Origin of the sequence: Sorangium sp. So ce281, from assembly GCF_051527395.1 — a bacterium.
GTDB lineage: Bacteria > Myxococcota_A > Polyangia > Polyangiales > Polyangiaceae > Sorangium > Sorangium cellulosum_B.
The window spans coordinates 4240638-4253905 of the sequence record NZ_CP150322.1; the positions used below are offsets into that span (position 1 = coordinate 4240638).

12 protein-coding genes are annotated in these 13268 nt (G+C 73.9%); 9 read left to right on the top strand and 3 right to left on the bottom strand.

Annotation, left to right across the window (positions count from 1 at the left end):
- Positions 1–1191, bottom strand: coding sequence for a vWA domain-containing protein (locus WMF27_RS16035; RefSeq protein ID WP_437944247.1), 1191 nt, complete (start codon positions 1189–1191; stop codon positions 1–3).
- Positions 1192–1621: 430 nt separating this feature from the next.
- Here WMF27_RS16035 and glgA point away from each other — a divergent pair, with 430 nt between their 5' ends.
- From glgA to hflX, 6 genes are all read left to right on the top strand, one after another.
- On the top strand, positions 1622–3076 hold the full coding sequence (gene glgA, locus WMF27_RS16040; protein ID WP_437944248.1) for a glycogen synthase GlgA: 1455 nt from the start codon (positions 1622–1624) through the stop codon (positions 3074–3076).
- A 167-nt stretch (positions 3077–3243) separates the two neighbouring features.
- The gene (locus tag WMF27_RS16045; RefSeq protein WP_437944249.1) at positions 3244–4239 is read left to right on the top strand and encodes a hypothetical protein; all 996 of its coding nucleotides are present in this window, start codon (positions 3244–3246) and stop codon (positions 4237–4239) included.
- On the top strand, positions 4232–4693 hold the full coding sequence (locus WMF27_RS16050; protein ID WP_437944251.1) for a FixH family protein: 462 nt from the start codon (positions 4232–4234) through the stop codon (positions 4691–4693). Before WMF27_RS16045 ends, WMF27_RS16050 begins: the two co-directional genes overlap by 8 nt.
- A 35-nt stretch (positions 4694–4728) precedes the next feature.
- Entirely contained in the window at positions 4729–6195 is a 1467-nt protein-coding gene (locus WMF27_RS16055; RefSeq protein WP_437944252.1) for a WD40/YVTN/BNR-like repeat-containing protein, read from the top strand.
- Positions 6196–6373: 178 nt separating this feature from the next.
- Entirely contained in the window at positions 6374–8293 is a 1920-nt protein-coding gene (locus WMF27_RS16060) for a GAF domain-containing protein (RefSeq protein ID WP_437944253.1), read from the top strand.
- Between the two features lie 241 nt (positions 8294–8534).
- Positions 8535–9962, top strand: a complete 1428-nt coding sequence (gene hflX / locus WMF27_RS16065) for a GTPase HflX (protein ID WP_437944254.1) — start codon at positions 8535–8537, stop codon at positions 9960–9962.
- Positions 9963–10028: 66 nt separating this feature from the next.
- Here the strand turns inward: hflX and WMF27_RS16070 are convergent, their stop codons facing one another.
- A complete protein-coding gene (locus tag WMF27_RS16070; protein WP_437768003.1) occupies positions 10029–10214 on the bottom strand; it encodes a hypothetical protein in 186 nt (61 codons plus the stop codon).
- Between the two features lie 82 nt (positions 10215–10296).
- On the opposite strand from WMF27_RS16070, the gene WMF27_RS16075 reads away from it, so the two are divergent.
- On the top strand, positions 10297–10731 hold the full coding sequence (locus WMF27_RS16075; RefSeq protein ID WP_437768002.1) for a DUF309 domain-containing protein: 435 nt from the start codon (positions 10297–10299) through the stop codon (positions 10729–10731).
- 208 nt (positions 10732–10939) lie between these two features.
- Positions 10940–11332: a response regulator gene (locus tag WMF27_RS16080; protein WP_231864879.1), complete on the top strand. Its 393-nt coding sequence runs from the start codon at positions 10940–10942 to the stop codon at positions 11330–11332.
- 101 nt (positions 11333–11433) lie between these two features.
- Here WMF27_RS16080 and WMF27_RS16085 read toward each other — a convergent pair whose 3' ends face one another.
- Positions 11434–12171 (bottom strand): hypothetical protein, encoded by a 738-nt coding sequence (locus tag WMF27_RS16085; protein ID WP_437768001.1) that lies wholly within the window; start codon positions 12169–12171, stop codon positions 11434–11436.
- Between the two features lie 473 nt (positions 12172–12644).
- Here WMF27_RS16085 and WMF27_RS16090 point away from each other — a divergent pair, with 473 nt between their 5' ends.
- Positions 12645–13091, top strand: a complete 447-nt coding sequence (locus WMF27_RS16090; RefSeq protein WP_437746648.1) for an acyltransferase — start codon at positions 12645–12647, stop codon at positions 13089–13091.
- Positions 13092–13268 lie beyond the last annotated feature (177 nt).

Sequence of the window (13268 nt, forward strand, 5' to 3'; positions counted from 1 at the left end):
TTACTGGGGGACGAGGATCTCGCAGGGGAAGTCGAACGAGATCTCCCGCGCGTCCTTGAGCTGCTCGCAGGCGTCGCCGACGAGGGTGAGCTGGGTGGCGCTCTCCATCGTCCAGCCGTTCTGCGCGTCGTAGGGCACGGGCGTGCCGTCGAGGAGCACCTGGCCGAGCGACGCGTTGCGGAGGTCGACCTCGATCGAGCCCTGGAGGTCGAACGTGCAGCTCTTGACGCCGGCGATGGCCGCGTCGAGCTCGTCCTCCAGGGAGGACGCGTCGGTGGGATCCGGCGTGTAGTACGTGGCGGTGCCGCCGGCGTCGGCGTACGTGCCTGCGCCGACGAAGCAGTCCGCGTCCGTGCCGCTCCCGGGCCGCTCGACCGGCTGGCCCGCGCCGGCGTTCGCCACGTCCTGCAGGTGCTGCGCGAGCGCGCCCGACCCGAGGCCGAAGACGAACGTGCCGATGCCCTGCTCGTAGGCGTCCTGCACCGCGCCGACGACGTCGTCGCGCGCGCACTCGGCCCGCACGTCGTCGCAGCGATCGGGCTCGCCGTCGGTGACGAACAGGATGTACTTGGGGCCGGGCTCCGGGAACGCGAGGAGCTCCGGGACGACCGTCTCGTTGAACGTCATGGCGGTGGGCGTCTCGAGCTTGCCGGGCGGCACGGTGGAGGCCTCTTCGTAGGCGGCCGCGATGGCGGCGTGGTGGTTGAGGGCGATGCCGTCGGCCCCCGCGAGCAGCGGGCACTGCTGGTTGGCGGTCCCGGTGAACGTCAGGAAGCCGAACCGCACCCTGTCCTGCAGCCTGTCGACGACGCTGAGCACCGCGGTCTTGAGCGGATCCCAGAAGCCGCTGCCGTACATGCTGCCCGAGCGATCGACGACGATCATCACGGTCGGCGTCTGCGGCTCGAACGTGATGTCGAGCTGCTGGCATGCGCCGCCGCCGCCGCCGCCCGTGCCGCTCGAGCCGTGCGAGCCGGCGAAGTCGAGCCCGGAGCCGCCTTCTCCGGAGCCGGAGCTCGAAGCGGGGCCGGGGTCGGCGCCGCCCGCGCCGCCGCCGCCATGGCCACCGATGCCGCCGGAGCCCTGGGACGAACCGTCGCCGTCGTTCTTGCCGCCACAGTTCACGGCGACGCCGGTGGCGAGGAGGGCGAAGAGCAAGGAAAGCCTGCGAAAATTAAGGGTGCTGCTCATGGAGAAACGATACACAGGCCCGGACGGCGCGTCTGCGCCATGCAGGCCCCAGGAAGAAGGCACCTGGAGGTAGCGCAGCATGCAGATGTGCCTGCGCGGGCCGATCACGAAGTGAAAAATCATACAGATCTGCCTGCTGGAGCACGAGAAAAAGTAATCCAGCATGCAATGTTGAGTGCGATCGGACCTTCCGGGTGAGGTCGAGCAGCCAGCGCTGCCTGCGGCGCCGGTTCAGCGCGTGCCGCCGGCATGGCGCCGGGGCTCGCGGCGCTCTTCGACCGTGGGTCCCGCGGGCAGGGGAGGTCGTGCACGAGGAGGAGGGACCTCGCGAGGGGATCGCGAGGGCGTGCCGCCGGCCGTGCGAGCGCCCGCCTGTGGGTTCGGAAGCCGCGCTGTGCGCGCCCCGGTTCGTGCTACACACGGCGCCCGCATGGACATCCTCTTCGCTGCGTCCGAGATCGCGCCCATCGTCAAGGTCGGCGGCCTGGCCGACGTCGTGTCGTCGCTCTCGAAGGCGCTCCGGTTGCTCGGGCACAAGGTGACGATCGCGCTGCCGCGCTACCAGGCGCTCGACTCGAGCGGGCTGATGATGGCGCGCCGCCTCACCCCGATGCCGCTCGAGGTCGATGCGAAGGTGTCGCCGGGCGGGCCGATCCAGGTGACGCTCTTCGACGGGCGGCTCAGCACGGGCGTGGAGCTCGTCGTCCTCGACGTACCAGGCTTCCACGATCGGCCCGGCATCTACGGCGAGGAGGGGCGCGACTACGAGGACAACGCGCGCCGGTTCTCCCTGTTCTCCCGCGCCGTCGTGGAGCTCGTCCGCCAGCGCGCCCGGTCGGGCTCGCCGTTCGATATCGTCCACGCCCACGACTGGCCGACGGCCATGGTGCCGTACCTGCTCCGCCACCAGCCGTCCGCGCCTGGCCGGACCGTGCTGACCCTCCACAACGTCGCGCACCAGGGCCTCTTCCCGAAGGACGCGCTCCCGTACCTCGGCCTCGACGACGACCACTTCCGGCCCGAGCGGCTCGAGTTCTACGGCCAGCTCAACTTCCTCAAGGGCGGCATCCTGGCCGCGGACGCGCTCACCACCGTCTCGACCACCTACGCGAACGAGATCCTCACGCCGAAGCAAGGCGAGCGCCTCGACGGCGTGCTCCGCACCCGGGCGAACCAGCTGTCCGGCATCGTCAACGGCATCGACTACGCCGTCTGGAACCCGATGACCGATCCGGCCATCATCGCCCGCTACGACGCGGAGGACGTGAGCAACAAGGGCCGCTGCAAGAGCGCGCTCCTCCAGGAGCTCGGGCTCGAGATCCGGCCGGATCGCCCGCTCCTCGTGTCCATCGGCAGGGTGGTCGCGCAGAAGGGCAGCGACCTGCTCGCGAACGCCATGCCGAAGATCCTGAAGGGCGACGTCAGCGTCGTCGTGGCCGGCGAGGGCGACGCCGAGCTCATGGAGAAGCTCTCCGCCGCCGCGGCCAAGGCGCCCGAGCGGGCGAAGTTCCTCGGCGGGGTGAGCGAGGCCGTCGTGCACCGGCTCATGGCCGCGGCCGACCTCGTGGTCGTGCCGTCGCGCTTCGAGCCGTGCGGCCTCGTGCAGCTGTACGCGCAACGCTACGGCGCTGCCCCGGTGGCGTGCAGGACCGGCGGCCTCGTCGACACGATCGTCGACATCGACGCCGCCCTGGAGACCGGCACGGGGTTCCTGTTCGACAAGCCGACGGCCACGTCGCTGCTCGGCGGCGTGCAGCGCGCCCTCGCGGCCCTCACGTCGCCCCGCTGGCCCGCGGTCCAGCGCCGCATCATGCGCCTCGACCTCGGCTGGGACCGCCCCGCGCGCCGCTACGTCCAGGTCTACCGCCAGGCCCTCGCCAGCTGAGCAACCGCGCCGCCGCCGAGCCCCGCGCGCGGTCGCGAGGCGCTGCGCGCGGAACGGAAGCGGCTCGGCGCGCCGCGTGAAGGTGCGGCCCGACCGAGATCAGGCGCCCTCCGCGCGACAACGTGTCGCATTGGCGCGGGGCAGGAGCCGCGCCTATAGGTGCGGCCGTGCTGGCCAGAGCCGTCTCCGGAGTGGTGCTCCTGCTGTCGCTCGCGGCGCACCCGAGGGCCGCGCACGCGTCGGCCTGCTGCGGTGCGGGGCACGGCATGGCCCAGTGGCTCGCTCCCTCGGAGCGCGCCGCGGCGAGCTTCTCCGTCCGGCTCACCGAGCAGCTCGGGGCGTGGGCGGTGGACGGAGGCTTCGACGCGTCCGGCGAGGGCGTCTACCACCGCGAGCTGAGGGCCGAGGCCGGGTGGCTGGTGCGGGCCGGGGATCACCTCCAGCTCGCCGTCTCCGTCCCGATGATGGTCACCTGGAGCGGGGTGGGGCTCGGCGCCGCGTCGTCCGGCGGCGGGCCGGGTGACCTGGGCGCGGCGGCCAGGATCGACCTCATCGAGGGCGCGGCGTCGCCGTGGATCCCGTCCGCCGCGTTCACGCTCGGCGTGACGCTCCCGACCGGGCGCGGCCCGAGCACCGGGACGGCGCCGCTCGACGCCGGCGTGAGCGGCGCGACCGGCGCCCGCGTGATGGGCGCCGACATCACGGGCGCCGACACGACCGGCCTCGGGGTGGCCGAGATCCGGCCGGGGATGGTCTTCGAGAAGTCGTGGGGCTCGTTCCACGCGCTGCTCGCCGCCTCGATAAGCGTCCGCACCAGCTACCGTCTCCCCGACGGCGACGCGGCGCGGTCCGCGCCCCGCGTGCAGATCCTCGCCGCCGCGGGGCCCTCGTGGCCCTCCGGCGCCTCGCTCACCGTGGGCGCGCTCCACGAGCGCGAGGGCGCGCCGCGCGAGGATGAGCCTGGCCCGGGCCCGCGCAATCCCATGGGGAAGGAGCGCGCGCGGACGGCGCTGCTCGCCGTGCTGGCCCACGACGTCGGCGCGCGCTGGACCGCTGTCGGCAACCTCCAGGTGGACGTGCCGATCTCCGGGATCGGCCGCAACGAGGGCGCGTTCGCCGCCCTGTCCGCAGGCCTTCGCTACGTGTGGGGAAGACGTGATTGAACCTCGTGAACAGCCTTCGCCGAAGTCACCTCCCAGGCGCCGCTGGGCGGGCGCCTGCGCCGCCCTCGTCGCGGCGCTCGCCGTCCTCTCGCCGGTGGGCTGCGGATCCCGGGACGTGGAGCCGGACGACGGCCACCGGCTGGACGTCGGCGCGAACGGGCGCATCGAGTTCGCTGTGGAGTCGACCGAGCCGATCAAGCGAGGCTTCAACACCTTCCACGTGCGGCTCACCTGGACCGACTCGCGGGACCCGGCGCAGCGGATGAAGCTCCGCTGCTACGCCAGCATGACGGGCATGGGGCACGGGTCTGTGCACGAGGGCGCGGAGATCGAGCCCGGCCTGTACGAGGTCGCCGACGTGCCCTTCGGGATGGGGGGCCTCTGGGACGTGCAATGCCGGGCCCTGACCTCGTCCCTCGTCGACGAGGCGGTATTCGAGTTCGACGTCCACTAGGCTCACCCCTCGTGCGAGCCCCTACAGAACGCTCCGTGCGAGCCCTCCCAGCGCCGACACGTCACCCCCACGGCGGGCCAGGCGCGCGGCGGCGCGGCCCCCTCTCGTCCTGCGCGGCGCCGCTGCTCTCGGTCGCGGCGCTGCTCTCGGTCACGGCGCTCTCCGCGCCGGCCTCGGCCAACGGCCGCTTCCCGGCCGCGGGCTTGATCGCGTCGCACCCGAGCGACCCGTCGCGCCTCATGGTCCGCGCGACCTACGGCCTGCTCGCCACGCACGACGGCGGCGAGCGCTGGCGCTGGATCTGCGAGCCGGTCGTCGGCTTCGGCGGGAACGAGGATCCGATGCTCGCCTTCCTCGCCGACGGGACGATCGTCGCCGGGGTCTTCGACGGCCTCAGCGCGTCGAAGAACGGCGGCTGCGACTGGTCGTTCGCCCAGGGCGATCTGATGAACCGCTACGTCATCGATCTCTCGGCCGATCGCGAGGACCCTTCCCGTGCCGTGCTCGTCGTCAGCATGGGGCTCGGGGCGGGTCAGTTCCTGACCCAGCTCTGGGAGACGAGCGACAACGCGGACAGCTGGACGCAGGCGGGCGTCGATCTGCCCGAGGACTTCCTCGCCCACACGGTCGACGCTGCCCCCTCGGACCGCGCGCGCGTCTACGTGAGTGGCCGCTACGGCGCGCCCGACTACGCCGGGGCCCTCCAGCGCACCGACGATCGCGGCGCGACCTGGGAGCGGCTCGACATCCCGGGGAGCGACGACATGCGCCTGCCGTTCCTGGGCGCGGTCGATCCCGTCGACCCCGACGTCGTCTACGTGCGGCTCGACGGCGATCCGACCGACGCGCTGCTCGTCTCGAAGGACGGAGGGCGCAGCTTCACCACCGCCTTCGAGAGCGCCGGCGACCTCCTCGGCTTCGCGCTCTCGCCGGACGGCGCGACCGTGATCGTGGGCGGGCCCCAGGACGGAATCTGGCGCGCGCCGGCCGCGTCGCTCGAGTTCGAGAAGATCTCGGACGTCGGCGCGCGGTGCTTGACCTGGACCGCCGCGGCGCTCTTCGCCTGCGGCGACGAGTTCGCCGACGGCTTCACGGTGGGCCGATCGATCGACGAGGGCGAGAGCTTCTCCGCGCTGCTGCACCTCGACGGGCTCTGCGGGCCGATCGAGTGCGCGCCGGAGAGCGGCGCGACATCGACCTGCGCTCCGCTGTGGGGTGCGACGGCGCTCACCATCGGCTCTCAGCAGTGCGACGGCGCCGCAGCGACCGGCAGCGGCGGCGGGGGATCCGAGCCGCCGCCAGCGGAGTCGCCGGACGGGTGCGGGTGCAAGATCGGCGCGGCAGGCGCGGGGCGGGGCGAGGACGCCGCGCCGCCCGCCAGCGGCGCGATCTGGCTCGCGCTCGCGGCGGGCCTCGCGAGCGCGCGGCGGCGCTGTCGCGCTCGCTGGCGCGGCGACGCAGGCGAGCGCGATGGCGCAGGCGTGCAGGCGAGCGCGACATAACCGCTTATGGAAGGGCGCTCGCGTGGCGCAGGCAGAGGGGTACGGACGGAGAGGGCGGACCGACTCGGCGCCGTCCGCGGGGGCGCCGGACGGGCAAGCCGCCGCCGGTTCGTTTCTGGATCTACGTCCTCGTGGGCTGGCGTAGACTGAGGGAGCCGCGGCTCCGGCCAGCGCGTGAATGGCCCCTAGAGACCTTCCCAGATCGCCGCTCGCCGTCTTCCTGCGCGCTCACAGCGCGGAGATCCTGGAGGCGTGGGAGCGCGCCGAGCGTCGCCGCGCGCCGGGCGAGCAGTCCCCCGGCTACATCGCGCTGCGCGAAGAGCTGCCCTCCATCTTCGCGCGTCTCGCCGAGCGCCTCGAGGCGGCCGTGTCCGCCGCGGCCGCGCCGCCGGGCGACCAGGAGCAGGACGCGTGGAGCGGCGTCGAGTCGGTGTCGGTCGAGTTCCCCGAGCCGCTGCTCGGCTTCCGCGTGCTCGACAAGCTCCGCGACGGGTTCGAGCTGGAGGACGTGGCCGCCCAGTACTCGGTGCTGCGCCGCTGCGTGCTCCGGATGCTCGAGCGGACAGGCACGCGGCCGTCGTGGGTCGAGATGACGATCCTGCACGAGGTGCTCGATCAGGTGATCATCGATCCGGCGACGCGGAGCGCCGCGCTCCGCGAGCGCGCGCTCGGCGCGCTCGATCGCGTCTCGGCCGAGGGCATGGGCAACGTCCACATCGATCGGCTGCTGCGGCGGCTCGTCGAGGTGCTCGTCGAGTCGGCGCGGTCGGTCGACTGGGCGGTGATGCTGCTGCTCGAGGGCGAGGTGCTGCGGATCCGCGCCGGCATCGGCGTCGATGAGGCGCTGTGGGGCCTGCGCGCCTACAGGCTGGCGGAGGGCTTCGTCGGGCGCGTGGTCCGCGAGCGGCGCCCGGTGGCGCTGCGCTCGGCGGCGCCGGATCCGCTGGCCACCGACGCCGGGGGCGGCGCGGCGGGGCCGGAGTCGGGGGCGCAGAGCGAGCGCCCGAGCGACGCGCTCCACGCGCTCTACGGCGTGCCGATGCTCTCGGAGGGCCGCCTCGTCGGCGTCACGGTCGTGAGCTCCCGCCGCGTGCCGGAGTTCTCCGAGGGGGACCGGCTGCTCTTCAAGAAGGCGGCCGAGCGCGCGGCCGCGCTCGCGACCCAGGCCCAGCTACGCGAGCAGCTCGCCGCGGAGCGCGGCCGGTTCGAGGCGACGATCCAGCGGCTCCCGGTCGGCGTGGTCGTCGCGGAGGGGACGTCGGGCGCCGTCGCGCTCAACAACCGGCGGTTCGCGGAGATCGTCCGCGGCCCCGAGGAGACCCCGAGCAACGCGCCGCTGCGGACGCTGCTCAACGAGACCGACGACGACCAGCGCGCGCGCTGGCTGCTCCACCGGGCGCTGCACGGCGGCGAGACGGTCTCCCGCGACGAGATGGAGTTCGTCCGCGCGGACGGAGAGCGCCGCCTCGGGAGCTTCAGCGTGGCCCCCGTGCGTGACGCCGAGGGGCGCATCACCGCGGCCGTGATGACGGTCGAGGACGTGACCGAGCTCAGGAAGGCCGAGCGCGCGCGGCAGATCCTGATCGACGCGAGCGCGCTGATGGCGGAGTCGCTCGATCACGACGGGACGATCGAGCAGGTGGTGCGCCTCGGCGGCGAGCGCTTCGCGGACCTCTGCGCGCTCGATCTCGACGACGGCGGCGCCCCGCGGCTCGTCGCGTCCGCGCGCCTGCCCGAGGCGCGGGCGCTCCTGCCGAGGCTGCTCAAGCACCCGCCGCTGCTGCTCGGCGACGCCGCCTCGCTGGCCGAGGCGACGGCCCGCAGGGAGGCCACGCTGATCCCGCTGGTCACCGATCCGTGGCTGCAGCGGATCGCCCGCGGGCCGGAGCACCTCTCGGCGCTGCGAGAGCTCGGCGCCCGCTCGGCGATCCTCGTGCCGCTCGCGGCGCGCGGCCGCAAGCTCGGCCTGCTGAGCCTCTGGACCGTGGAGCGCGAGCTCCGGCAAGACGACACGGGCGTGGCCGCGGAGCTCGGGCGCTTCGCGTCGCTGGCCATCGAGAGCGCGCGGCTGCACGGCGAGGCGGCGCGATCGAGGTGACGCCGCCCGTGGGCCTCGGGACGTGACGCGCGTGCCTCGGGCGCGCTCGGAGGGCCACGCCCGCTGCCGGCGTCGGGCTGTGCCTGCCTGCCCTCGTGGTCCGCGTCGGGGCGAGCTCGGCGGATCGCCGGAGCGAGCCCGGCGGGTTCGTCCGAGGCGACGCAGCGAGGCACGGCGAGCGCGCGGCGGCTTGCGTCGCGGGGGTGGATGAGGCGAAGCTCCCGCCTTCGCACACGACCGTATGACCACGACCAACCAAGAACGTTCCCTCGCTGTGCTCGTCGGGGTGCAGCTCCCCGGCATCGACGATGTGGAGCACGCCGCCGATCTGGCCGAGCTCGGCCGCCTCGTGCACACGCTCGGCTTCGATGTGATCGCGACCGTGTCGCAGCGGCGCAGCGCGCTCGCGGCGGCCGCTGTGCTCGGGGAGGGCAAGCTCAGGGAGCTCGCCGAGCTCACGGGCGGCAGCGGCGTCGTGCCCTCGGGCGCGCCGGAGCGAAAGAACAAGGCGCGCGCGCGCCGGGCCGCAGAGAGCGGTGAGGGCGACGAGGACGAGGTCGAGCTCGGCGGAGACGACGGCGACGACGCGGGCGACGGCGGCGCGGAGCCGCGCGCGGGCGGCGCCGGGCAGGCGGCGCGCCTGGCGACGGTCGTGGCGGTCGACCACGACATCTCGCCGAGCCAGGCGCGCAACCTGGAGCGGGCGACGGGCGCGCAGGTGCTCGACCGGGCGGGCGTGATCATCGAGATCTTCCACCGCCACGCGCGGAGCCGGGAGGCGAAGCTCGAGGTCGAGATCGCGCGGCTCAACTACGTCGCGCCGCGGCTCCGGGAGACGGGCGGCGGCGGCGACCGGCAGCGCGGCGGGATCGGCGGCAAGGGCGCCGGCGAGAGCGCGCTCGAGCTCGATCGGCGCAAGATCCGCGATCGCATCGCGGAGCTGAAGGAGGAGCTCGCCGCGGTCCAGCGCGAGCAGACGACGCGCCGCGCGCTCCGGCAAGGGCAGCGCCGCGTCGCGCTGGTCGGCTACACGAACGCGGGGAAGTCGTCGCTGATGCGGGCGCTGACGGGCAGCGAGGTGCTCGTCGCCGACAAGCTCTTCGCGACGCTCGACACGACGGTGCGCGCGCTCCACCCGGAGGTGCGCCCGCGGATCCTCGTCTCGGACACGGTCGGCTTCATCAAGAAGCTGCCGCACGATCTCGTGGCGAGCTTCCGCTCGACGCTGGACGAGGCGCTCGAGGCGTCGCTCCTGCTCTACGTGGCCGACGCGTCGGATCCGACGTTCCGCGATCAGCTCGCGGTGACGCGCGGCGTGCTCTCCGAGATCGGCGCCAGCGAGGTGCCGAGCCGGCTCCTGCTGAACAAGGTGGACCGGCTCTCCGAGGAGGAGCGGGACGCGCTGCGCCTCGAGTTCCCCGAGGCGACGCAGCTGTCGGCGAAGATCCCGGACGACGTGGCGGCGCTGCGGGAGGCGATCATCGCGTTCTTCGAGCAGTCGATGGTGGAGGCCGAGCTGCTCTTGCCGTACGCGAAGCAGAGCCTCATCGGGGAGATCTACGAGAACGCGCGCGTGCTCTCGGAGGAGTACGACGACGTCGGCGGCCGGCTCTCGGTGCGGGCGCACGCGGCGGCGCTCGATCGGCTGCGCAGCCTGCTCGCGCGCTGAGGGGGCGGCGGGTGGCGCGGGCGCGCGTGGCCTCGGCGCGGGCGGGCGGCGCGGGCGCGCGCGGCGTCAGCGCGGGCGGGCGGCGCGGGCGCGCGCGGCGTCGGCGTGCGCGGCGATGGCGCGCGCGGCGACGGCGCGCGCCTCGTCGGCCTGCAGGCGTCGCCGTCGCCTGCGGCGGCGCAGGACGATGCCGATCGCGAACGCCAGGAGGTGGAGCCCTGCAATCACCGCGACGAGGATCCACCGCTGCACGCGCCGAGCGTAGCACCGGAGCGCCGGCGCGCGGGCGTCCGGGGCGCGTGGTACGCTCCGCTGTCCGCTGTCGCTCCGCGCCATGAGCTCCTCCACCGACGCCGCGCTCGAAGCGATCGTCCAACGCGGGCTGGAGGCTTACCGCGCGGGGCGGTTCTTCGAGGCGCACGAGCTGTGGGAGTCCGGGTGGCGAGACGAGACGGACCCCGTGAGGAAGACGTTTCTCCAGGGGCTCATCCTCGTCGCCGCGGCCCTGCACAAGCTCACGAGGATGCGGAGCCCGCCGGGGGCGCTGCGCCTGCTCGACAAGGCGCGCGCGCGGCTCGCGGGCACGCCGGATGGCATGGGCGGGCTGGCGATCCCGCTGCTCGTCGACGACATCACCCGCGCAGCAGCCGTGATCGAGCAGCTCGCGCGCGGAGAGAAAACCGAGATCGACGCCTCGCTTCTGCCCAGGATGGAGATCGCGGGCGATCTCGCGCCGCCCTCGCCGTCCGGGGCGCGTTCGCGGCCGTGAGCTTCTGACCCGAACGGGCTCCGCAGTCGATATTGCGCTCGTCGCGTGCGACATGGGACGCGGGCGTGACATCGTTTGCCTGAGTGGTGTTCGCGCATCGGAAGCGCCCGTGTGGGGGGATATCGTGGCAGACGGGTACTGTGGAACCGGAGTGGAGGGGACGGCGAGCGCCGAGCCTCGGGCCAAGCTGCAAACCGAAAGGAGCCGCGTGACACGGCGCAAGCAGATCCTGATCGTGGACGACGACCAGGAGATCCGGGAAATGCTCGAGATCACGCTGGAGGAGGAGGGCTATGACGTCCTCTCGGCGAGCGACGGCGAGGCCGCGCTCGCGCTGCTGGAGCGCAACCGGCCGAATCTCATCCTGCTCGACATGCGCATGCCGGTGATGGACGGTTGGGGGTTCGCTCGCGCGTACGCGTCGTGTCCTGGTCCGCGCGCGCCCATCCTCGTGATGACGGCCGCGGTGGACGCCGGCACCTGGGCCCGCGAGGTGGGCGCGTGCGCGTCGGTCGCAAAGCCGTTCGATCTGAACCGCTTGCTCGATTCGATCGCGGCGCACGCGGGGTGCCCGTCCGGTCCGAGCCCGGCCTCCGCCTGAGCAGGTCCGGGCGCGGGCCCGGCGCGCCGCCTGAGCGGGGTCCTGCCGGGCGCGAGCCCGACCCGGGCCGCGGCGGATCTGCCGAGGGGCTCGGCGGTGGATCAGCCGCCCGTGGCGCGGCGCATCGCGCAGAGGAGGTCGCCGCGGCACGGGTCGGTGGGAGCGCGGCGGTCGGTCGTGCTCGGCGCCGCAGGGCCCGGCTTGGCGCGCGTCAGCGCGGCTGCGCCCGTGGCCCGCGCGCGGCGCTCGGGCGCGCGCTGCGAGGCGGCGACGCCGTCGGGCGCGTCGCCAGAGCTGCTGCGCTCGGCAGGAGGCGCGACCGGCGCGCGCTCGGCGGGCGCCTCGATGCGCGGGAGCCGCGCCTCGACCGCGCGGGCGGCGGCGGCGAGGCCGGCCGCCGCGCGAGGGCCGGTGGCGGCGGCATCCGGGGCAGAGATGCCCGCCGTGAGGGCCGCGATCGCGGCGGCGCCTGCGAGCAGGACGGCGATCGAGCGGGCGCGCCACGCGCGCGCCGGCATGTCGAGCGCCGGCGCCTCGGGCACGGGTGCGGACGCGGGCGGCTCGCCGAACGGGAAGATCGGCAAGAGGTCGAGGACCTGGGGGCGGGCGCCCTCCTCGCCGGCCTTCAGCGCGGTGAGGTCGATCTGCCCCGAGGACGCGTCGCGCTCCTCGCTCGCGGCGGGCGCCGCGGGCGGGGTCGTGACGGCGGCATCCTCCGTGATCGCCGGCGTATCCAGCGAGGGCGCGTCCACCGAGAACGAGACCGATGTGTCCTCTCCGGGGCTGGTGGCGGCGGCTCGCGGTTCGTTCGTCCACTCCTCGTGCTGCGTGTACTTCATGGTTGCTCCCGCTTCAGCCCTATCGGTCGAGCGCTGGAGTCGCGCGCCTGCGCCGACCGGTCGGCATGTCCTTTCGAGATTTGGACATGCACACGCGCGCGTGCTTGGGCCCTCCGCGCGCCCAGGCCCACGCTGATCGGCGGCGGTCGCCGAGCGCTGTGATCGATTCCGCCCCGCGCGCGCGCCGGCGTTTGCCGCGTTCGCCGCGTGCCTCGCGTTCGTCGCGCTCGCCGTGTTCGCGGCGACGCACGCGCCTGCTACCGAGGTCGGGGAGCACCTGAAGCGCGCCCGTCGGCGGCGTTCGCGATCTTGCGAGCGGGCTCGTGACGCCCATACTCTGGCCGCTCGGAGCGCCGAGGGGTGCAGCCGGCGGGCCTCATGACCGCGTGCGCTCGGGGAAGTTGGTTGCGATCGGGGCGTTCCTCGTCGAACAGAAGTTCCCACGCAAACGCGAATCGGATACTTGAGGTGAGATGAAACCTACACGGCTCTTCACGGTTCTGGGGGCGCTGATGTTCCCCCTTGCAGTGGCTCTGGTCACCAGCGGGTGCCCCAAGAAGGAAGAGGACGACGTTCCGCCGGTGCCCTCGGCGCCCGTCGTGCCGACGCCGGCCCCGACGCCGACCCCCACGACGCAGATCGTGCCCGAAGAGGACGCCGGGGCGGATGCGGCGGACGCCGACACGGCGGACGCGGACGCTGGAAAGAAGGTGGTCGGCACGGGCGATTCCAGCGGGATCCGCAAGTGCTGCGCGGCGCTGCGCCAGAACGCGAAGTCGGCCCCGCCCGAGCAGCAGGGCGGCTACCTCGCGGCCGCCTCGGCGTGCGACGGCCTGGCGAACTCGCCGCAGGGGCGGCAAGCGCTGTCGACCCTGCGCGGCCTCCTGGTCGGCGCGCAGATGCCGGCGTCCTGCCAGTAACCGGACGGACGGGAGGGTCAGCAGCGGTCGGGTGAGCGGGTCCCCGCCCAGCTTGTCAGATGCACCTGGCGAGCTGGGCCGGTCGTCCGGCTGTCGTGAGGGGGTCGGGGAAGCCGGAGCCGTCAGCCGTGCACGGAGCCGTCAGCCGTGCACGGAGCCGTCAGCCGTGCACGGAGC

What these genes read in the sequence shown, in the direction of transcription:
- WMF27_RS16035 (WP_437944247.1), bottom strand. Translation starts at nt 1,191, where the DNA reads ATGAGCAGCACCCTTAATTTTCGCAGGCTTTCCTTGCTCTTCGCCCTC.
- glgA (WP_437944248.1), top strand. Translation starts at nt 1,622, where the DNA reads ATGGACATCCTCTTCGCTGCGTCCGAGATCGCGCCCATCGTCAAGGTC.
- WMF27_RS16060 (WP_437944253.1), top strand. Translation starts at nt 6,374, where the DNA reads ATGGCCCCTAGAGACCTTCCCAGATCGCCGCTCGCCGTCTTCCTGCGC.
- hflX (WP_437944254.1), top strand. Translation starts at nt 8,535, where the DNA reads ATGACCACGACCAACCAAGAACGTTCCCTCGCTGTGCTCGTCGGGGTG.
- WMF27_RS16075 (WP_437768002.1), top strand. Translation starts at nt 10,297, where the DNA reads ATGAGCTCCTCCACCGACGCCGCGCTCGAAGCGATCGTCCAACGCGGG.
- WMF27_RS16085 (WP_437768001.1), bottom strand. Translation starts at nt 12,171, where the DNA reads ATGAAGTACACGCAGCACGAGGAGTGGACGAACGAACCGCGAGCCGCC.
- WMF27_RS16090 (WP_437746648.1), top strand. Translation starts at nt 12,645, where the DNA reads ATGAAACCTACACGGCTCTTCACGGTTCTGGGGGCGCTGATGTTCCCC.